The following is a 20,577-nucleotide window of genomic DNA, read 5'->3' on the forward strand; positions in this document are numbered from 1 at the left end:
GAAGGAGGTGCTCATTTTGGGACAAAATCGACAATTTAGAGCAGGGCAGAAAGCGCCGAATAATGGTAAATATATTGAAATTGGAGAAACTGGCAGTAATGTGAATAACCCACAAGTGGTAAGTCTTCGTGCGGGTGATCGATTTCCTGAAAACTCAAACCATAATCGATTATGGACTTATCAAAGAAAACCATAATAATGAAACCGATCAGATGCCATCCCAAAATGTGGATGGCTTTACATATGGTAGGAAATAATTTTATAATAAAACAAAGGTCAAAAAAGGTCAGGAGTGTGACTTGCGATTGGATATTAATCAAATGACAACCTCTTTGCAAGAAGGTTTAATGACTGCCAAAAGGATGGCGACAAATAAAGGTCACCAAGAGGTGGATACGGTGCACTTATTCCTTTCCTTCTTGCAGGAGGATCATCTTTTTACAAATATTTTAAGACGAAGTGATTTTACAATTGAAAATGTGAAACAATCATTGCAACATTTATTAGAAAGAAAACCCAGGGTTAGTGGAAGTGGTGCGGATTTAAATTCTTTTTATCTTACTAATGATTTAAGAAAAACCTTGTCAAAAGCAGAAGAATTAAGATTGCAATGGCAGGACAATTATATATCCATTGAACATGTTTTATGGGCAGTTATTGTGGCAAAGACGAATGTTACAGACCTCTTTTTAATGAAAAAGGAGGATATCAAACAAGCAATTGAAGAGATCAGGGGGAATCAAAAGGTGACATCACAAAACCCAGAAGGTACTTATGAAGTACTTCATAAATATGGTAGAGATTTAGTGGAAGAAGTGAAAACAGGGAAATTAGATCCTGTCATTGGCAGAGATCAAGAAATACGTAATGTAATTCGCATACTTTCAAGGAAAACGAAAAATAATCCTGTCCTCATCGGGGAGCCAGGTGTTGGTAAAACAGCAATTGTTGAGGGATTAGCACAGAGAATTGTTAGAAAAGATGTACCAGAGGGACTGAAAGATAAGACGATTTTCTCATTAGATATGAGTGCGTTAATTGCTGGTGCTAAATTTAGAGGTGAATTTGAGGAACGCTTAAAAGCAGTGTTAGCAGAGATTAAAAAGAGTGATGGTCGTATTCTTCTGTTTATAGATGAGATACATACAATCGTTGGAGCTGGTAAAACAGAAGGTGCGATGGACGCTGGTAATATGTTGAAGCCGATGCTTGCCCGAGGTGAGCTACATTGTATTGGCGCAACAACATTGGATGAACATAGAAAGTATATTGAAAAAGATCCGGCATTAGAGAGAAGGTTTCAACAAGTATTAATAAAAGAACCTGATGTAGAAGACTCTATCTCTATTTTAAGAGGTTTAAAAGAGAGATTTGAAATTCATCATGGGGTTAATATTCATGACAGGGCTATTGTTGCAGCAGCTACTTTATCTGATCGTTATATTACAGATCGTTTTTTACCAGATAAAGCGATTGATTTAATTGATGAGGCATGTGCAATGATCCGGACAGAGATTGACTCTATGCCTACGGAGCTTGACGAAGTAACAAGAAAGGTAATGCTGCTTGAAATTGAAGAGGCCGCTCTGCTAAAAGAGTCTGATGAAATCAGTCAAGGTAGGTTAGAGAAACTAAGAGAAGAACTTACTAACTTTAAGGAACAAGCGAAAGAAATGAGAGCGAAATGGTTAACAGAAAAGGCTGCGATACAATCGATACAATCAAAACGAGAGCAGTTAGAAATTTTGAAAAGAGAGCTAGAGGAAGCTGAGAATAAGTATGACCTTAATAAGGCAGCAGAGTTAAGACATGGGAAAATCCCTGCATGTGAAAAAGAGTTACAACAATTAGAAGAAGAGGCAAATAATAAAGAAAATGATAACCGTTTATTACGTGAAGAGGTAACCGAAGAAGAAATTTCTGATATTGTATCGAGATGGACTGGTATACCTGTCTCTAAATTAGTTGAAAGTGAACGGGAGAAGTTATTGCGATTAGAGTCGATTCTACAAAAAAGGGTCATCGGTCAAAATGATGCCGTCACACTTGTCTCAGATGCGGTCTTAAGAGCAAGAGCAGGCATAAAAGACCCGAAACGGCCGATTGGTTCTTTTATTTTCTTAGGTCCTACAGGAGTTGGAAAAACAGAGTTGGCAAAGGCTTTAGCGGAATCTTTATTTGATAGTGAGGAACATATCATTAGAATTGATATGTCAGAGTATATGGAAAAACATGCGGTATCAAGACTAGTTGGTGCACCACCAGGGTATGTTGGGTATGAAGAAGGTGGACAATTAACAGAAGCGGTTCGCAGGAATCCGTATGCCGTCCTATTACTAGACGAAATAGAGAAAGCACATCCTGAAGTGTTCAATATTCTTTTACAAATGTTGGATGACGGAAGGGTTACTGATTCTCAAGGTCGAACAATTGATTTTAAGAATACCGTCATCATAATGACATCAAATATAGGATCTCATATTTTGCTTGAACGCGATGAAGCGAAAGAGAAGGGTAATATAATAGAAGAAACTCGGAATAAAGTATTAGAAATGTTACGATCGCATTTCCGGCCAGAGTTTTTAAATAGAGTAGATGAGGTTATTTTATTTCATCCTTTAGGTAAAGAAGAGATGAAAGGAATTGTTGAAAAACTAATCCATGAACTACAACAAAGGTTAACCCATCAACAAATTAACTTAACGATAGATGATAAGGCAAAGGCTTTTATTGCAGAAACGGCTTTTGATCCCATATACGGTGCAAGACCATTGAAGCGTTACATGCAAAGAGAAATTGAAACAGTATTAGCAAAAGAAATGATTGCGGGAAATATCCAAGCGAAATCACATGTAGCTATCACTAGTGACAGTACAAAACTCATCATAAAACAATCATGAACCAGTAGAAAATAGCATAAACTGGATATATTAACGAAAGTAAAAAAACAAAAGTCATCCATATTGGATGACTTTTGTTGCCATTCTTAATGTAGTCCTTCCTTCTCTTCTGGTGCTGCAGGAATGACAGCAGCAAGAATGTAAAGAAGAATACTTACTACAACCGAAAGGACGGTTGCTGTTTGTAAATCATAACTTACACCATTCATGTTGCTTACTACATAAGTAACCATATTCATAAGTAAGAATGTCCAAATGAACGTCCAAATGTATTGCATTTTTACTCACCTCATACGTATGTCAGTCTATTTAATAGTATCATACAATGGTTGGATTATAAACGTGATTCACTGATTTTTTTTTATAGGATTATGTCTAAAATGTGAATAACAGTTGGAATCAAGCGTTTGAACTAATTCATTAAAAGCTAGGCAAATATCCTATTCAAATTACCTGTACAATCATACATTAGTATGAACAACAGTAAAGGGGTTAATAAAATGGATAGCCGAAACTTTCAACTGCATACAGAATGGAATATGATTCATTACCCAGAAAAGCCAAGTGGTTTCGGTATTCTTATCATTGGGGATGAACGCCATTTTGTTGATGAGAAACAAAGCTTCTGGACACAAAATGAAGGGAAATCATCTCTCATATCAGCATTAAGAAGAGATGGTTATACTATCTTTTATTCGAATCTATATGGGCGAAATTGGGGAAGTCGTAAAGCCATTGAAATGGCAAAAAGATTGTATGCCCATACGATTAGACATGAAATTATTAATGAAAGAATCCATATTATTGCTGAAGGTATGGGCGCACTTGTCGCTGGTGCATTAATGAATGAAATGAATGAGAATATACGGTCGATTACGTTTATCAATCCCATCTTTTCATTAAAAACACATTTGGAACAAGAAAAAGAACATAAATTTTTCTATAAAAAATTAAAGAAAGAAGTTGAGGCTGCACTTGTGAGTAATATTAAAGAGATAGATGAATCCATCGCAATAAATGAAGAACAATTCCTTCAAGTAGACCTCCCAGTAAAAATCATTCATATCCTCTCAAGTAGTCGTGCATATAAACAATCTCATCATTTAAAAGACTTATCAGTGAAATGGTCAGAAAACAATCAACAAGTCTCAATCAATTATTTATTACCAGAGAAAAGGCATAGTTTAAGCTACCATATTATTCGATTTCTCAACGAAAATGAGACGATATTATAAGTCTGAGGAAAAAATCCCTCAGACAATTTTTTTGTTATGTAAAACTTGCTAGTTTGTTATAAGTCATATTTGAGTGAGAGATTTCGATGATATATAAAGATAATTCCGCATAGTATACAATAAAACAGACGACTGGAGGCTGGGGTATGAAGCAAGCAGTTGTAATTGATGGTTATAGTTTTGTAGGTTTTGCTACGTGTAAAGGGCTGTTAGAAGAAGGGACAGAGGTTTTACTGCTCAATTCATTGAAGGCAGATGATGCTTTAGAAAAACAATTATCCGTTGGGAGAAATGCGAACTTAACTGAAGTGGATATAGATAGTTTAAACACTTTGCTCGAAGATGAGGCCACTGTTTTTATTGATGGTTACAGTTTATATATTAAAGATATAAATATGGAGAGGTTTTTAGTTCCTATCTTAGATAAAATTTCTTTTGAAAAGCGAAAATGTGTGATTACTTTGCCCATTCAATGGTTGTATACAGGTCATTCAAAAAAATGGGTGCAAAAGACCTTTTCTCATGCTCATATCTATTACTTACCAACAGTATATGGACCGTTTCAACCGGAAGAAATGCTTTTTCAACAAAAGCTAATGCATAATAACCACAATAAAAGTGTCAGTGAAAAGGAATGGCGAGCTGATGCTGTTTATATTGACGAAGCCATCACCTGTTTATTGCATGATTTTTTATCAAACAATAAGAGTGGAGAAAAAATAATTAGCAGTGGAATTGAAAACCATTGGCAGCAATGTGTAGATTATTTACAAATTAATCTTGGAAGTCATACTGTAAAAGAAGATAACAGTTTAAGAGACGAACCTCAAACAATTCATATTGATAACCATCTATCGGTGGAAAAAGCGCTTAGTCAACAGAAAAGACATGTGGATATTCTCCCATAAATATAAAAGTACTTTCATCGGAAAAACCTTTTCAATCACTAGGATAAAAGGTTAGAATGATGTTAGTTGGTCTTTTCGAAAGAAAAAATCAACTAACATAAAGGGGCGAAAGATATAGAAATGAAGAGAGCTTTAATTAAGTGGGGGAGTTTGGTTCTATGCCTTCTTCTATTATCGTCATGTGGACAGGTATTTTCTGGGGGTCAGCTGCAAAAGGCTGGCTTATTAGTGCCGGATACCATTAATGATCAAGTGTGGGGTACGAAAGGGTATAAAGGCCTACTCAAGATACAGTCTACTTATGATATTGATGTGTATTATAAAGAAGGAATGAACTCACAACTCGTTGTCGAAAGAGCGGTAAAGGAATTTTCAAAAAAAGGGGTCAATTTAATTTTTGGACATGGAAATGAATATGCAGAGTACTTTAATCAAATATCAGCACAATATCCAGACATTCAGTTTATAAGCTTTAACGGGGACGCACAAAATGAAAATACGACAAGTTTAAATTTTGAAGGATATGCAATGGGCTTTTTCGGAGGTATGGTGGCTGGTGAGATGACATCTACTAATATTGTTGGTATTATTGCGGCATTTGAATGGCAGCCAGAAGTAAAAGGTTTTATTGATGGTGTGAACTTTCAAAATGATGAAGCAAATGTTAAAATACATTATGTTGAAAATTGGGATGATGCCCATAAGGCTGCGGGGTTAATGGACAAGTTGGTCATAGAAAAAGCAGATGTCGTTTATCCAGCAGGTGATGGATATAATGTCCCTGTCATTGAAAAAGTAAAAGAGCATGGTTTATATGCCATTGGTTATGTTTCTGACCAATCCCATTTAGGAAAATCAGCAGTATTAACAAGTACAATTCAACATGTTGACCATTTGTATGAAATAGTAGCAGAACAATTTCATAATGGAGAACTGCAGTCTGGGAACCTTTCTTTTGACTTTCAAGATGATGTCATTTCATTAGGTGCGTATAGTCCAGAATTATCTCCAACCTTTATTCAACAATTAAATGCAGCAGTAAAAAAATATAAAGAAACAGGTAATTTACCGAAAGAACCATCATAGGAGGATCACAGAATGTCAAATGATAAAACAATGGAATTTATGCAAATCGCGATGAAATATCTACCTGAAGCAAAAGCGGAACTAGAAAAGTCAGGTGTAAATTTATCAATGGAAATGATTCAACCGTTTATGACGATGTTTACACAAGTGATGAATGAAGCTTATGAATTAGGGAAAGCAGATGCACAAAAAGAGCATGAATAAGAAAAAAGCTAGCGGCGTGGGATCGCCGTTAGCTTTTTTTATTCATAAAGACTTCAACGATTGGAGCAGCATGTTTTAAAAGTGGTTTTAATTCCTCTGCAGAATCCATTAATTGAGACATATTGACCATTAATTCCCCTAAATCTAATTGTTCGATTGTATTCAAAATAGAAGGTGATTTTTCCTCCTCCTGCTGATGTTTTCTTCCGAGAATCCAATCTTCACTTTGACGAGCATCTCTATTACCAAACATAAATTGATTAAAAAACGGTTCTTCACTCATATAAGCAATCCTCCTTTTGATCTTCTATTGTATAGGTTATTCCTTATAATATATGGGTGAATAAAAGAAAAGGTTGGACGAAAATAATAATTATGAAGAAAAATATTGAAACTATACCTGCTTATTTGATAAAATTAGTACCAAGTACTAATAATTGATATTAAATTTTATTTCTCGTAAACAAAAAGGTTGAATTTCTTATAACGACAAAGTGGAAAAGAAAAAGGGAGTGGGAAAGATGAATGCTGGAATTGTTGGCTTAGGTAGATACTTGCCCGAAAAAATAGTAACGAATGCTGATTTAGAAAAAATAATGGATACTTCAGATGAATGGATCCGCACGAGAACAGGTATCGAACAAAGGCGGATTGCCGATGACGATACAGATACTTCTGATATGGCATTCGCTGCTGCAAAAAAAGCATTACAGGATGCAGACTTGTCTCCTGAAGATATCGATTTAATTATTGTCTCAACTGTCACACCAGATCAGCCATTTCCAAGTGTTGCTTGTTTATTGCAGGAAAAGTTAGGGGCAAAGAAAGCAGCAGCTATGGATGTAAGTGCAGCTTGTGCTGGTTTTATGTACGGTGTGATTACAGCGAAACAATTTATTGAAACGAAAACGTATCAGAATGTACTAGTGGTAGGCGTTGAAAAGCTGTCTAAAGTAACCGATTGGTCTGATCGTAATACAGCTGTCCTTTTTGGAGATGGTGCGGGTGCTGCTGTCATTGCCCCTGTATCTGAAGGAAGAGGCATTTTATCATTTGAACTAGGAGCAGATGGGAGTGGAGCGAAGCATCTCTATCAAGATAAGTACATTGTGATGAATGGTAGAGAAGTTTATAAGTTTGCTGTTAGACAAATGGGTGAAAGTTGTATTAATGTATTAGAAAAAGCAGGTTTAACAAAAGAGGATGTAGATTTTCTTATCCCTCATCAAGCAAATATTCGTATCATGGAAGCTTCTAGACAACGTTTAGAGTTACCAATTGAAAAAATGTCAAAAACAATTGATAAATATGGTAATACATCAGCATCTTCTATACCAATTGCTATGATTGAGGAGATAGAAGCTGGGAAAATTAAAGATGATGATATTATCGTAATGGTCGGATTTGGTGGCGGATTAACATGGGGAGCCATCGCTTTAAAATGGGGAAAATAAGTATAAATATAATAGGTTTTATTGATATAAAAGGAGTGACATAATAGTGGAAAAAAAACGTGTCGTTGTAACAGGACTTGGAGCAGTAACACCGGTTGGAAATAATGTAGAACAGTCGTGGAGTAATATTAAAGCTGGAAAATCTGGAGTAGGACCGCTAACAAGATTAAATGCTGATGAATATCCTGCTAAAGTAGCTGCGGAAGTGAAGGATTTTGATATTCATGAGTATTTAGAGAAGAAAGATGCAAGAAAGATGGATCGCTTTACTCATTATGCAGTGGCTTCTTCCATCATGGCAGTGAAAGATGCTAATTTGACGATAAATGATGAAAACGCGCATCGTGTTGGCGTTTGGGTAGGATCAGGAATCGGTGGAATGGAAACATTCGAGAATCAATTTGAAACCTTTTTAAACAGAGGCTACCGCCGAGTGAGTCCATTCTTTGTACCAATGATGATACCGGATATGGCTGCAGGGCAAGTATCAATCACATTAGGTGCAAAGGGAGTGAATTCTTGTACAGTAACCGCTTGTGCAACTGGAACGAATTCAATCGGTGATGCTTTTAAAGTCATTCAGCGTGGTGATGCTGATGTCATGGTAACAGGAGGAGCAGAAGCACCAATTACGAGAATGTCTGTTGCAGGATTCTGTGCTAACACAGCGCTATCTACCAATCCAGATCCAGCTACAGCAAGTCGTCCATTTGATAAAGATAGAGATGGATTTGTTATCGGAGAAGGTGCAGGTATTCTCATTCTTGAAGAATTAGAACATGCACTAGCTCGCGGTGCCAATATTTATGCTGAAATTGTTGGGTATGGTTCTACTGGAGATGCCTATCATATTACCGCACCTGCACCAGAGGGGGAAGGCGGTGCGCGTGCAATGAAAATGGCACTTGACGATGCGGGACTCACTCCTGAACAAATCGATTATATTAATGCTCATGGTACGAGCACAGATTATAACGATAAATATGAAACTGTTGCAGTGAAAAGTGTTTTTGGTGAACATGCTTATCATTTAGCCATTAGTTCAACCAAATCTATGACAGGTCACCTTCTAGGTGCTGCCGGAGGCGTTGAGGCGATTTTCTCTATCTTAGCGTTAAGAGATAGTACGTTGCCACCAACGATTAATTACAATACAAAAGATCCAGATTGTGACTTAGATTATGTACCTAATGTATCAAGAGAAAAAACTATTGGAGCTGTTATGAGTAACTCATTAGGCTTTGGTGGTCATAACGCAACAATCGTCTTCAAAAAATATCAATAATAAAATGAAACACGGATAAGTTCTGCTTTGTTACATGGCGGAATTTGTCCGTGTTTTTTATATTTTTATGGTTTTCTTTTGAACCGATTATTTGTCTCTTCCATAAAATAAACAACAACATTTGATGGGAGAGAAACATATGCCGGTAATTAGAACAGATGAATGGTTAAATCAGCATTTTACTGATCCAGAAAAGTTAATTGAACCATTGTTAGATTCATTCCATGAAAACGAGCCACAAAGGTTATACCAATTCTTATCCTCCTTTGGCATGTATTCACCAAATAGAAGGAATAAAGAACAATTCAAACAGTTAAAAGAAAATAGAACATGGGAAAAGGTTGAATTGTTATTAAATAAGTATAGAAAAAACTGGAAAGGGCCAGATGTCCCAATTTACTTATTTCCAATTGCACAAGGCGGATTATTCTTTAGAACATCTTATGTGAAGTCTGGCTTGTCATTCCCTGACAAGATGTTTTTATTTCTCGCTCCATTAGAAGATGAGAAAGAGTTAGAAGCATTATTTGTTCATGAATACCATCATATCTGCAGAATGAAGAGATTAAAAAAAGAAATGGCTGAGTATACACTATTGGATAGCATAGTATTAGAAGGATTAGCAGAATGGGCAGTGGAGAAGAGTTGTGGAAAATCGTATCGTTCAAAGTGGTGCACAGAACATGATAGAGAAAGAATACGATACTATTGGCATAAATATGTAAAAAACAATATAGACATAAAGAGAGACAATGAATTACATGACCAAATTCTATTCGGTGAGGGGAAATATCCAAAAATGCTTGGCTATTCCATTGGCTATGAAATTGTCTCAATGTATGACAATGAAAAGAAAATCAAGCTTAAAGAAAGCATGGTTATTCCTTCGAAGTTATTTTTGCCTCAGTGGGAAAAAGAATAGAGTAGGTGAGAAAACATGTAAAGGAAATAAGGAAATTGTCAAAGTAAGTAAAATAGTATTTTTTCCTTATATTAACATACGAGTAACAGGATGTAAGAACTATTTCATGACCACTCCATACTATTTATAATATTATCAAAAGATAGATTTTTTGAAAAAATTCCTTGTATTCGTAATCTATTTGTAATAATATACAGATAATTAATCCTAGTACTAAATATTTTACAATACTGTAAGATATTACGATTGAGGTGTTGAAATGATAGGAAAAGAAGATAGTCCTAGCTTGGACACAATTTTACAAGTAAAAGAATTAAAAGCAGGTTTTGATATAGACGGAAAGGTCTATCACGCAGTAGATAATGTATCTTTTGACGTAAAGAAAAAACAAATTCTTGGTGTCGTGGGAGAATCAGGCTGTGGAAAGAGTGTCATGTCTATGTCCATTATGCAGTTATTACCGAAGGAAACAGGAAAAGTCACTGGTGGTGAAATTGTTTTTGAAGGTAAGAATATTGAGAATTACTCCATTAATCAAATGAATACCATCCGAGGTAATGATATCTCAATGATTTTCCAAGAACCAATGACGGCACTTAACCCTGTATTCACAATTGGTTTTCAATTACAGGAGATTCTCTTTAATCATCAGAAGATTTCGAAAAAGGATGCGCGAGAAAAAAGCATCCATCTTTTAAGACAAGTAGGCATATCAAGGCCAGAGAATATCGTTGATGAATATCCCCATCAACTTTCAGGGGGAATGAGGCAACGGGTAATGATTGCTATTGCGATTGCCTGCCAACCAAAGTTACTTATAGCTGATGAGCCAACGACTGCATTAGATGTGACAGTACAAGCCCAAATACTAGATTTATTAAGGGAAATTCAATCAATCAATAATATGGCAATAATTCTCATTACCCATGATCTTGGGGTCGTTGCTGAAATGTGTGACGATGTAATTGTTATGTATGCTGGGAAAATTGTTGAAAGAACAAATGTAGATGCACTTTTTCATAACCCTAAACACCCTTATACACAGTTATTATTACAATCGATCCCTAAATTGGATGAAGAAGAGAAAGAATTAGGGTCGATTGACGGCTTAGTACCATCCCTTAAAGATATGCCAGAAGTTGGTTGTAGATTTGCTGATCGTTGTCCAAAAAGAATGCCTGAATGTACTGAAATCACACCTTTATTAGGTTTTGTTGAAAATGGACATGAGGCTGCCTGTCTTTTATATGAGAACAGCTATCAGACTAATGGGAGGAATACATATGTCAAATAACACAGCTGAGAAGCGAGAAGTGTTATTAGAAGTAGAAGATTTAAAAACATATTTCCCGATTAAAGCAGGTTTTTTTCAAAGAACGGTAGGACATGTCAAAGCTGTAGACGGAGTTAGTTTTCAAATACATAATGGCGAAACATTTGGACTTGTTGGAGAATCGGGTTGCGGCAAATCAACGACAGGTCGAACGCTTTTAAAACTTATGAATCCAACAGATGGAAAAATTATTTTTGATGGACAAGATATTTCAAGTTTGAAAGGAAAAACTTTAAGAGCAATTCGCAAAGATTTTCAAATGGTTTTCCAAGATCCATACGCCTCACTTAATCCAATGCAAATGGTTGGGGACATCGTCTCAGAACCGCTCGTTAATTTTAGAGGGAAATCAGTGAAAGAATTAAAAGAAGAAGTCATGGATCTCCTTAATAAGGTCGGACTTCCGTCAGATGCTTATTATAAATATGCTCATGAATTCTCTGGTGGTCAAAGGCAAAGGATTGGTATTGCGCGAGCATTAGCACTACGTCCAAAGCTAATTATTGCGGATGAACCTGTATCAGCACTTGATGTATCTGTACAGTCCCAAGTATTGAATCTCTTAAAGGAACTGCAAAATGAATTTCAATTAACATTTTTATTTATTGCACATGATTTGAGTGTTGTTAAGCATATGAGTGATCGAATTGCTGTGATGTATTTAGGTGGAATTGTTGAAGTAACTGATAAGAATAGTATTTTTGCAGAACCACTTCACCCATACACACAAGCTTTGATTTCGGCCATACCTGAGCCGGATCCGAGAAAGAAGAAACAGAGAATTATCTTAGAAGGTGATGTACCAAGTCCGGCCAATCCTCCAACGGGTTGCCCGTTTCATCCACGCTGTTCACATGCCATGAAAGAGTGCATGGAAGTGAAACCGACTTTAAAGGAGGTGAAGGCTGGTCATAACGTAGCTTGTCATTTATATAACTAAAAAATCATTTAGGGGGAGAACAATGAAAAAGAAATCTTTTTGGTTAATTTCGTTATTACTCGTATTCTCTATGTTTCTAGCAGCTTGTAATAGCGGGAACGAAACGAGTGGGAATGAAAAAGATGGAGATAAAGAAGAAGCCAACACTGGTGAACCGGTTGAGGGTGGAAAAGTCACGTTAGCGGTAACAACTGCGCCTGAAGGGGTATTTGAGTATGCTTACTACCGTAGTGCAGTTGATGCACAAATCTTGGAATTCACCGGTGGTAGTATTTATCAAGTAAATGATGACCTAGAGTATGAGCCAGATCTTGCTTCATGGGAAATTAGTGAGGATAAGTTAACATACACTTTCAAATTTAAGGAAGGTGTAAAGTGGCATAATGGTGAAGAGTTGACAGTTGAGGACTGGCAATTTGCATTAGAAACAATGGCTGATCCAGCTTATGATGGTGAGCGTTTTAACTATGTAGAAGGAATTAAAGGCGCAAAAGCGAAAAAAGATGGGAAAGCAGACTCGATTGAAGGAATTAAAGTGATTGATGACTATACAATCGCAATTACATTTGAAGAAATGAAGCTAAATAACCTTGAGAATTTATGGTCCTATCCGATGCCTAAGAAGCATTTTGAAGGTATAGCTGTAGCTGATTTAGGTGAATCAGAGGAAGTAAGAACAAATCCAGTAGGTCTTGGACCATTTAAAGTAAAAAGTGTGAAACCGGGTGAGTACGTAGAGTTAGAAAAATTCGCAGATTACTATAAAGGCGAACCTAAACTAGATAATATAGTAGTAAAGGTAATTGACGCTTCTGTAGCTAATGGAGCACTCCAAAATGGTGAAGTTGATATTATGGAGGTAATTCCTAACCAAGTGGAAGAGCTTGAGAAGATGGATCATATTTCTGTTGAAGAGACAACAGGAGTTGGTTACTCGTATATTGGTTTAAGATTCGGACATCGTGACCAAGAAGCACGTACGAATAAAGATGATATTGATAAGTTCAAAAACAAAGATCTTCGCCACGCCCTTTTATATGCAATCGACCGTCAAGCAATGATTGATGCATTCTTGGCTGGTAAAGGTAAAGTCTTTAATACGGTTATTCCATCTACTTTCTGGATAGCAGCAGACGAATCTGAGTTAAATCAATATGAGTATAATCCAGAAAAAGCAAAAGAATTATTAGAAGGAGCCGGCTATAAAGATGTAGATGGAGATGGGTTCGTGGAAGATCCAGATGGAGAACCTTTCTCAATTTCTTTTGGGCATTATGCAGGAAATGCTACATTTGAAGGCCGTTCTCAAGCGATTATTCAATCTTGGAATGATATCGGTGTAAAAACAGAGTTAGCGACAGGGTCATTAATCGAATTTAACCTATATAACGATATGAAAACAGAAGATGATGAAGCATTAGAAGCATTCTTTGGCTCATGGAGCACTGGTTCTGACCCAGATCCATCAGGGTTATGGGCGAATAATGCGGAATGGAATTTTGGTCGTTGGGTAAATGAGGAAAACGATAAATTACTGAACGATGCATTGAGCGAAAAAGCGTTTGATAAAGACTATCGTAAAGAAGTTTATGTAGAGTGGCAAAAACTATTCAATGAAGAAATACCAGCTATTCCATTATGGGAAAACTTAGATTTATACGGTATTAATAAACGCTTACAAGGTGTTCATATTAATGCGGTTGGATTCCAAACTAATACTCATGAATGGTATGTTACAGAATAAGCGTCACGCGAACTTTTAATTGATAAGGAGAATGGAACATGCTGCAATATTCACTTCGCAGAATATTAGGTATGATACCGTTGTTATTCCTTACTTCCATTGTGGTTTTTTCCCTGGCGAAGTTTATGCCAGGGGACCCTTTTGGGGGTGAAATTGACCCATCAAATACAAATCCAGAATATATTGAAGAGATGAGAGAAAAACTGGGATACAATGATCCCATTCATATTCAATATATCAGATGGGTGACAAATTTCGTACAAGGAGACTTCGGACACTCGACAGCACATAAAATACCTGTGTTTGATTTAATTGTAGACCGTTTACCAAATACGATATTTTTGGCAATCGTATCACTTATAATTACATATATTTTTGCTTTTGCTATGGGGATGTATTCCGGTAGAAAGCCATATACATGGGGAGATAATCTAATTGCAGGTTACAATTATGTAGGTCTTGCTATTCCATCCTTTGTTGCAGGAATAATAGCTATTTACTTTTTCTCTTTTCAACTAGGTTGGTTTCCGTTTGCGGGATCTGTTGAAGTAGGGCTACAACCTGGTACTTGGGATTATTATGTTAGTAGAATGCATCATGTGCTCCTACCAGCTTTAATTCTTGGTCTTATGGGGACAGCTTCCTATACGCAGTTTTTACGAAATGATGTCATCGAAAACAGCCGTAAAGATTTTGTACGTACTGCTAGAGCAAAGGGCACAAGTGAATCTGCTATTTATAATAAACATATTTTACGAAACTCAATGATACCATTAATCACTTTTTTAGGTTTTGATATTGCTACATTAATAGGTGGTGCGGTTATCACTGAAACAATTTTTACTTATCCAGGTATAGGTTTATTGTTTTTGGAATCAGTGGATAGAAGAGATTATGCTGTGTTAATGACGATTACCATGCTGCTTTCATTTTTAACTTTATTAGGTAACCTAATTGCGGATTTACTTTATGGCATTGTTGATCCGAGAATTAGATTAGGATAGGAGGCAAATATGGTTAAAGCATCTTTAAATACAGACGGTCAAGTTTTAATGGAAAACAAACAAAAGCAGTTCTCTCCTTGGAAATTAGCGAGAAAAAAATTTCTTAAGAATAAAATTGCAATGACTAGCTTAATTGTTTTCGTCTCATTTGTACTGATTGCGGTTTTTGGCCCACTATTTACTACACAGGATATTACACGAATCAATTTTATGTCGATGAACTTGCCACCTTCTGCGGAGCATTGGTTCGGAACAGATACAAATGGTAGAGATATATTTACACGTATGGTATATGGAGCGAGAACATCACTCTTAATTGGTTTATCATGTATGACATTTATTATCGTTATCGGAACAATAGTCGGAGCAATTGCTGGATACAATGGCGGAAAAATTGATCAAATATTCATGAGAATAACTGACTTTGTACTAAACTTTCCATTTCTAGTCTTTGTTATTGTTCTTAATACAATTTTAGTTGGGAAAGTCTCTGGCGTTTGGACGTTGATATTAGTTATTAGTTTATTAAGCTGGGGTGGCGTTGCTCGGATTGTTCGCAGTCGTTTTTTATCAGAAAAAGAAAATGAATATGTTTTAGCAGCGAAATCAATTGGAACAAGACCTATCAAGATTATTGGGAAGCATATATTACCTAATGTAGCTTCGACAATCATTGTTCAAGCAACCTTAATGTTGGCAGTTACAATTGTGGCTGAAGCAGGTTTAAGCTTTTTAGGGTCTGGTGTCCCAGCTAATATACCAAGTTGGGGTAATATGTTATTTGAAGCACGTGATTCTGATGTATTAAGGAATAAAACTTGGATTTGGGTACCGCCCGCTGCAGCTATTACAATCACCATACTAGCAATAAATTTCATTGGAGAAGGCATAAAAGACGCTCTTAACCCTAAATCTAGAAGGTAAAGGCCTAGCTGGTAAGTCTGAAAAAGAATGCAATTGACCTTTTAAGGTAATTGCATTCTTTTTTTTGGGGAGAAAACGGTTATATGCTTTGTAATGAGTGGGGATTTAATTATTTACTATTTATTCTAAATTATATTAATATTTATTTTAGTGAATAATAAATGAATATTATAACATTTACTTCCATATTAAATACGCTGTATATAGCAAGTATATTTCAATATAAAGTACAAATTGCTTTCTAATCAAAGGTAAAAAAAGAATAATAATGGATTAGATTGTAAAAGAAAGGAATAAAAACAGAGTTGTTTGCCCATACTTATTGACAAATAATCATGCGAGTGGGGGTTAGGAAATGTTATATCTTCATGATGTTTGGGTGAACTGGTTTGAAGGGGAAGAGAATGGTTACAATGTTTGTCAATTTCATGAATGGCGAAAAGATGATGCAGTTGAATTATTGGATCAAGTACCATTACTAAGGATCACACCAGCACTATTTCATTATATTGAAAATGATTTATCTGAATTACCACAACAGCTATTGAATGACGTGTATCAAAAAGCGTATTTAAGAAAAAATCATGAAAGAGTGCAATTGGATTATTGTTTTGTCATTACTGATGGGACAAGCATTATGGCCGTTGATACAATAGGGTATCATATTCCAATTCGAAAGAGTAGATTGATACCAAGACAAGAACAACTTACATATGAAATGATTTCTAATCACGATGAAATGGAATATACTTTTGAACAAAAGCCGAGTCTAAAAAGTTTCCACATTCTTTCTCCAGATCCAGAATTAATGAAAGGCCTGACAAGGAAGGAAAGGCAGCTCAAACAATTAATGTTTATGGCACTAGATCAACTTCATAGTTCAGAAAATGAAGCGGAAATTCGCTATTGGTTTACAGAATGGATGCCTGAAGAGTATAAAAGTATTCAATCAATGGGTTTCCATGATGCATGGATGAATTTATATGAAGACAGTAAGATAGGTTGGTCTAAGAAACATGAAAGATTTTGTGAGAATATCATTAAAGGACAACCTTTTTTTGAAAAGTTATGGGAAATGGAAAATGGTTCAAAGGTAAATTAAATCAAAAAGGGACGCTCAATTTAATTTGAACGTCCCTTTTTTTTATTTCCTTTTTCTTCCTAATCCCATAGCGTTTTCCATCTTTTTAACCATTTTACCTGCAACTTTATTGGCATTTTCTGCTCCTGCATCTAATATCTCATCTAATTCTGCTGATTCCATGAGATGATGATATTTATCTTGAATAGGTTTTAAGTGGCTAATAATTACTGTAGCTAAATCCCCTTTAAAATCACCGTACCCTTTTCCTTCATATTTATTCACAATATTTTCAATTGATTCACCTGAGAATATCGAGTAAATCGTTAATAAATTTGAAACGCCAGGTTTATTCTCTTTGTCAAAAGCAACGATGCCATCAGAATCTGTTACAGCGCTTTTAATTTTCTTCTCAATTTGTTTCGGTTCATCCAAAATAGAGATAAATCCTTTTTTATTAGGGTCAGATTTACTCATTTTTTTCGTTGGATCTTGAAGTGACATGATTCGTGCGCCCACTTTTGGAATGCTTACTTCTGGAATCGTAAAGATGTCATTGTATTTTTTGTTGAATCTTTCTGCTAAGTCTCTTGTTAATTCTAAATGCTGTTTCTGATCTTCTCCAACCGGGACAATATCTGTACCATATAATAGGATATCTCCAGCCATTAGTGGTGGGTAGGTTAATAAGCCTGCTGAGACAGCTTCTTTACCAGCAGATTTATCTTTAAACTGCGTCATTCTTTCTAACTCACCGATATAAGAAATACATTGTAACATCCATGCGGCTTGTGCATGTGCAGGTACTTCGGATTGAACGAATAGAGTTGCCTTATTAGGATCTAAGCCTACCGCAACATAAAGTGCTGCTAGGCTACGGATATTGTTTCTGAGTTGTAAGCGATCCTGTGGAACAGTGATAGCATGTTGATCGACGATACAAAAGTAGCAATCATACTCATTTTGCAGCTCAACAAACTGTCTTAATGCCCCGATATAGTTACCAATTGTTATTGTTCCACTGGGTTGAATACCAGAAAAGAGTGTTTTTTTCATCATAATCCTCCTATTTGCTATGAGAAATGAACATATAAAAAGACCACTCATCCCTAAAAAATCTAGGGACGAATGGTCCGCGGTGCCACCCTAATTATTCACATATGTGAATCTCTTAAAGACAGATAACGTTAGTCTAACGTGAATCGATATATTCATGCTCAAAAAGTCCATTCGATTTAATAGGTTGCTTATTCTCACCTACCATAAGCTCTCTTAAAACCATCTTAAATGTACTACTCTTTTCTCACAGCAATTTGTATTATTTATTTGTAATCATAATATAATATATGTAGAAGTAAATCAAGTGAGCGTTATAACAGCAAAAAAAATTTTTATTTGTTATATACCAATAAAAACTTATGAAAACCCTTACATGACAATAATAATACATGTTTCGACATTTTTTTGAAAAAATATAGATAATTTAGATTATTTAAAACGGGCTTGAAATAAACTTTTAAAGAAACTATAATAAAACCTACCAAACGACATCTTTACAAACATATTACATTTTGTTCGGTTACAGGTAGATGGAATGATGAAAAGGTGAGTTTATCGTAGTCTAATAGATACAAATTTTAATATTCAAGCTGAATTATCTGAATAGAGGGAATTTGTTCTATCAAAATAAACTTACTTTCCTTAGTATGCATAAAGGAATCAACTCTTTTTTTATAATAAAAATTGTTTGATTTTTTCATCAATCTACTCTATGTGAACAACTGTTATTTCTGTGAAGAATCGTTTGAATTAAAAATAGGGGGTTTCACCGTGAAAAAAAGATGGTCAATCTTTTTAAGTATGCTACTTTTAGCTAGCATGGTTCTAGCAGCTTGCGCTGGCGGAGGCGATGACAATGCAGATGGTGGCGATGGAGGTAGTGATGTACCTCAAGAATTAAAAGTAAATATTAATACTGAACCACCTTCATTAAATCCAGGTTTGGCTGAAGATTCTACTTCTGGTACTGTTCTTCGTAACGTATTAGAAGGATTAACTCGAATTGGTCAAGACGATAAACCAGCAGCCGCTATGGCAGAAGATTGGGAAATCTCAGAAGACCAAAAAACATACACATTTAATATCCGTGAAGATGCACAATGGTCAAATGGAGATCCTGTAACTGCAGAAGATTTCGAATATGCATGGAAATGGGCATTAGACCCAGCTAATCAATCAACATATGCGTATCAACTATATTATGTTGAAGGTGCAGAAGCTGCTAACACAGGAGAAGGTAGCTTAGATGATGTTGGCGTTAAAGCTGTAGATGAAAAAACTTTAGAAGTTACACTAGCAAACCCAACACCTTACTTTCTTGAACTAACAGCTTTCTATACTTATTTACCAGTAAATAGTAAAATCGCAAAAGAAAATCCAGACTGGGCAACAGATGCTGGTGAAAATTATACGACAAACGGACCTTTCCACTTAGCTGAATGGTCTCATAGTGACCAAATCACTCTTGAAAAGAGCGACACTTATTGGGATAAAGACACTGTAAAATTAGATAAAATTGAAATGTACATGATTAATGATCCAAATACTGAATTATCTATGTTTGATAATGGTGAATTGGATTGGGCAGGTTCTCCGACAGGAGCTCTTCCAACAGATGCAATGCAAGCACTTAAAGATGATGGTAGATTAGAAACACAAGCAATTGCCGGTGTTTATAACTACAAATTCAATACTACTATTGAACCATTAGATAATGAAAATATTAGAAAAGCTTTAACTCACGCAATTAATCGTGATTCAATTATTAATAACATTACACAAGGGGAACAACTTCCAGCTATGGCAATCGTTCCACCTACGATGTTCCCAGAAAATGAAGAAGGGTACTTCCCTGATAATGATGTTGAAACTGCTAAAGAATTCTTAAATAAAGGTCTTGAAGAATTAGGATTAAGCGATGCATCAGAATTACCAGAAATCAAGCTTTCTTATAACACATCTGAAGCACATCAAAAGATTGCTCAAGCCATTCAAGATATGTGGAGTGAAAATCTTGGAATTAATGTAACTCTAGATAATGCTGAGTGGAATGTTTTCCTTGATAGTGTAAATAGTGGAGACTTCCAAATTGCTCGTATGGGTTGGTTAGGTGACTTCAATGACGCTATGAACTTCTTGGAAATGTACAAAGATGCTGACGGTGGAAATAACAACACTGGTTGGGAAGATCCTGAATTCCAAAAATTACTTGAACAATCACAAACTGAAACAGATGCTGAAAAGCGTCAACAATTATTAAAGGATGCAGAGGCAATCTTTATGGAAGCAATGCCGGTTGCACCAATTTATTTCTATACAAATAACTGGGTTAAAGATGATAACCTAAATGATGTTTTTGTATCTGGATTAGGCGATGTTCAATTTAAGTGGGCTCACTTTGAATAATTTGATCTTTTAAATGTAAGGTATATGGGATGAAACTTCCTATATACCTTCGTTCTTGTAATAGGTATTATCCTTCTAATGGTAAAAATGTA

At 35.7% G+C, this 20,577-nt stretch carries 19 protein-coding genes and 1 other annotated feature; of the genes, 16 read left to right on the forward strand and 3 right to left on the reverse strand.

The features are described 5' to 3' along the window. Positions 1-16: 16 nt before the first annotated feature. Together MKY26_RS02365 and clpB are read left to right on the forward strand one after the other, a co-directional pair. Complete coding sequence (locus MKY26_RS02365) at positions 17-196, forward strand: YjzC family protein (protein WP_095369821.1); 180 nt, start codon at positions 17-19, stop codon at positions 194-196. A gap of 109 nt (positions 197-305) precedes the next feature. Further along, complete coding sequence (clpB, locus tag MKY26_RS02370) at positions 306-2,900, forward strand: ATP-dependent chaperone ClpB (protein WP_341091970.1); 2,595 nt, start codon at positions 306-308, stop codon at positions 2,898-2,900. 86 nt (positions 2,901-2,986) lie between these two features. On the opposite strand, the gene MKY26_RS02375 is transcribed toward clpB, so the two are convergent. Next, positions 2,987-3,178, reverse strand: a complete 192-nt coding sequence (locus MKY26_RS02375; protein ID WP_191814879.1) for a YjzD family protein — start codon at positions 3,176-3,178, stop codon at positions 2,987-2,989. A gap of 222 nt (positions 3,179-3,400) precedes the next feature. On the opposite strand from MKY26_RS02375, the gene MKY26_RS02380 reads away from it, so the two are divergent. The 4 genes from MKY26_RS02380 to MKY26_RS02395 all read left to right on the forward strand — a co-directional run bounded on the left by MKY26_RS02380 (position 3,401) and on the right by MKY26_RS02395 (position 6,333). Continuing rightward, positions 3,401-4,135, forward strand: a complete 735-nt coding sequence (locus MKY26_RS02380; RefSeq protein WP_307317891.1) for a hydrolase — start codon at positions 3,401-3,403, stop codon at positions 4,133-4,135. A gap of 146 nt (positions 4,136-4,281) precedes the next feature. Continuing rightward, complete coding sequence (locus MKY26_RS02385; protein WP_341091973.1) at positions 4,282-5,043, forward strand: hypothetical protein; 762 nt, start codon at positions 4,282-4,284, stop codon at positions 5,041-5,043. A 120-nt stretch (positions 5,044-5,163) separates the two neighbouring features. Continuing rightward, a complete protein-coding gene (locus MKY26_RS02390) occupies positions 5,164-6,129 on the forward strand; it encodes a BMP family ABC transporter substrate-binding protein (RefSeq protein WP_095369816.1) in 966 nt (321 codons plus the stop codon). A 12-nt stretch (positions 6,130-6,141) separates the two neighbouring features. Next, positions 6,142-6,333, forward strand: coding sequence for a ComZ family protein (locus MKY26_RS02395; protein WP_191814887.1), 192 nt, complete (start codon positions 6,142-6,144; stop codon positions 6,331-6,333). Between the two features lie 28 nt (positions 6,334-6,361). Here MKY26_RS02395 and MKY26_RS02400 read toward each other — a convergent pair whose 3' ends face one another. Then, entirely contained in the window at positions 6,362-6,616 is a 255-nt protein-coding gene (locus MKY26_RS02400) for a hypothetical protein (protein ID WP_095369814.1), read from the reverse strand. Between the two features lie 238 nt (positions 6,617-6,854). Between MKY26_RS02400 and MKY26_RS02405 the strand changes: the two genes are divergently transcribed. From MKY26_RS02405 to MKY26_RS02445, 9 genes are all read left to right on the forward strand, one after another. Then, on the forward strand, positions 6,855-7,787 hold the full coding sequence (locus MKY26_RS02405; RefSeq protein WP_095369813.1) for a beta-ketoacyl-ACP synthase III: 933 nt from the start codon (positions 6,855-6,857) through the stop codon (positions 7,785-7,787). A gap of 46 nt (positions 7,788-7,833) precedes the next feature. After that, on the forward strand, positions 7,834-9,072 hold the full coding sequence (fabF, locus tag MKY26_RS02410; RefSeq protein ID WP_095369812.1) for a beta-ketoacyl-ACP synthase II: 1,239 nt from the start codon (positions 7,834-7,836) through the stop codon (positions 9,070-9,072). 139 nt (positions 9,073-9,211) lie between these two features. Further along, positions 9,212-9,994: a DUF2268 domain-containing protein gene (locus MKY26_RS02415; RefSeq protein WP_191814889.1), complete on the forward strand. Its 783-nt coding sequence runs from the start codon at positions 9,212-9,214 to the stop codon at positions 9,992-9,994. Positions 9,995-10,253: 259 nt separating this feature from the next. After that, the gene (locus MKY26_RS02420; protein WP_341091975.1) at positions 10,254-11,288 is read left to right on the forward strand and encodes an ABC transporter ATP-binding protein; all 1,035 of its coding nucleotides are present in this window, start codon (positions 10,254-10,256) and stop codon (positions 11,286-11,288) included. Next, positions 11,278-12,267, forward strand: coding sequence for an ABC transporter ATP-binding protein (locus MKY26_RS02425; RefSeq protein ID WP_095369809.1), 990 nt, complete (start codon positions 11,278-11,280; stop codon positions 12,265-12,267). The genes MKY26_RS02420 and MKY26_RS02425 overlap by 11 nt, the downstream gene beginning before the upstream one ends. Positions 12,268-12,289: 22 nt before the next feature. Then, a complete protein-coding gene (gene opp4A, locus MKY26_RS02430) occupies positions 12,290-14,011 on the forward strand; it encodes an oligopeptide ABC transporter substrate-binding protein (RefSeq protein ID WP_341091977.1) in 1,722 nt (573 codons plus the stop codon). 38 nt (positions 14,012-14,049) lie between these two features. Then, positions 14,050-15,015 (forward strand): oligopeptide ABC transporter permease, encoded by a 966-nt coding sequence (gene opp4B / locus MKY26_RS02435; RefSeq protein ID WP_341091979.1) that lies wholly within the window; start codon positions 14,050-14,052, stop codon positions 15,013-15,015. A 9-nt stretch (positions 15,016-15,024) separates the two neighbouring features. Continuing rightward, the gene (gene opp4C, locus MKY26_RS02440) at positions 15,025-15,939 is read left to right on the forward strand and encodes an oligopeptide ABC transporter permease (RefSeq protein ID WP_445293116.1); all 915 of its coding nucleotides are present in this window, start codon (positions 15,025-15,027) and stop codon (positions 15,937-15,939) included. A 355-nt stretch (positions 15,940-16,294) separates the two neighbouring features. Beyond that, on the forward strand, positions 16,295-17,041 hold the full coding sequence (locus tag MKY26_RS02445; protein WP_095369805.1) for a YjbA family protein: 747 nt from the start codon (positions 16,295-16,297) through the stop codon (positions 17,039-17,041). Between the two features lie 42 nt (positions 17,042-17,083). Here the strand turns inward: MKY26_RS02445 and trpS are convergent, their stop codons facing one another. After that, positions 17,084-18,076: a tryptophan--tRNA ligase gene (trpS, locus tag MKY26_RS02450; RefSeq protein WP_095369804.1), complete on the reverse strand. Its 993-nt coding sequence runs from the start codon at positions 18,074-18,076 to the stop codon at positions 17,084-17,086. 61 nt (positions 18,077-18,137) lie between these two features. Further along, positions 18,138-18,336, reverse strand: a binding site (T-box leader). A 514-nt stretch (positions 18,337-18,850) separates the two neighbouring features. On the opposite strand from trpS, the gene MKY26_RS02455 reads away from it, so the two are divergent. Then, a complete protein-coding gene (locus tag MKY26_RS02455; protein WP_095369803.1) occupies positions 18,851-20,485 on the forward strand; it encodes a peptide ABC transporter substrate-binding protein in 1,635 nt (544 codons plus the stop codon). Positions 20,486-20,577: the final 92 nt, after the last annotated feature.

The organism is Cytobacillus sp. FSL R7-0680 (assembly GCF_038009245.1).
GTDB lineage: Bacteria > Bacillota > Bacilli > Bacillales > Cytobacillaceae > Cytobacillus > Cytobacillus kochii.

What these genes read in the sequence shown, in the direction of transcription:
- MKY26_RS02375 (WP_191814879.1), bottom strand. Translation starts at nt 3,178, where the DNA reads ATGCAATACATTTGGACGTTCATTTGGACATTCTTACTTATGAATATG.
- MKY26_RS02380 (WP_307317891.1), top strand. Translation starts at nt 3,401, where the DNA reads ATGGATAGCCGAAACTTTCAACTGCATACAGAATGGAATATGATTCAT.
- MKY26_RS02385 (WP_341091973.1), top strand. Translation starts at nt 4,282, where the DNA reads ATGAAGCAAGCAGTTGTAATTGATGGTTATAGTTTTGTAGGTTTTGCT.
- MKY26_RS02390 (WP_095369816.1), top strand. Translation starts at nt 5,164, where the DNA reads ATGAAGAGAGCTTTAATTAAGTGGGGGAGTTTGGTTCTATGCCTTCTT.
- MKY26_RS02395 (WP_191814887.1), top strand. Translation starts at nt 6,142, where the DNA reads ATGTCAAATGATAAAACAATGGAATTTATGCAAATCGCGATGAAATAT.
- MKY26_RS02400 (WP_095369814.1), bottom strand. Translation starts at nt 6,616, where the DNA reads ATGAGTGAAGAACCGTTTTTTAATCAATTTATGTTTGGTAATAGAGAT.
- MKY26_RS02405 (WP_095369813.1), top strand. Translation starts at nt 6,855, where the DNA reads ATGAATGCTGGAATTGTTGGCTTAGGTAGATACTTGCCCGAAAAAATA.
- MKY26_RS02415 (WP_191814889.1), top strand. Translation starts at nt 9,212, where the DNA reads ATGCCGGTAATTAGAACAGATGAATGGTTAAATCAGCATTTTACTGAT.
- MKY26_RS02420 (WP_341091975.1), top strand. Translation starts at nt 10,254, where the DNA reads ATGATAGGAAAAGAAGATAGTCCTAGCTTGGACACAATTTTACAAGTA.
- MKY26_RS02425 (WP_095369809.1), top strand. Translation starts at nt 11,278, where the DNA reads ATGTCAAATAACACAGCTGAGAAGCGAGAAGTGTTATTAGAAGTAGAA.
- opp4A (WP_341091977.1), top strand. Translation starts at nt 12,290, where the DNA reads ATGAAAAAGAAATCTTTTTGGTTAATTTCGTTATTACTCGTATTCTCT.
- opp4B (WP_341091979.1), top strand. Translation starts at nt 14,050, where the DNA reads ATGCTGCAATATTCACTTCGCAGAATATTAGGTATGATACCGTTGTTA.
- opp4C (WP_445293116.1), top strand. Translation starts at nt 15,025, where the DNA reads ATGGTTAAAGCATCTTTAAATACAGACGGTCAAGTTTTAATGGAAAAC.
- MKY26_RS02445 (WP_095369805.1), top strand. Translation starts at nt 16,295, where the DNA reads ATGTTATATCTTCATGATGTTTGGGTGAACTGGTTTGAAGGGGAAGAG.
- trpS (WP_095369804.1), bottom strand. Translation starts at nt 18,076, where the DNA reads ATGAAAAAAACACTCTTTTCTGGTATTCAACCCAGTGGAACAATAACA.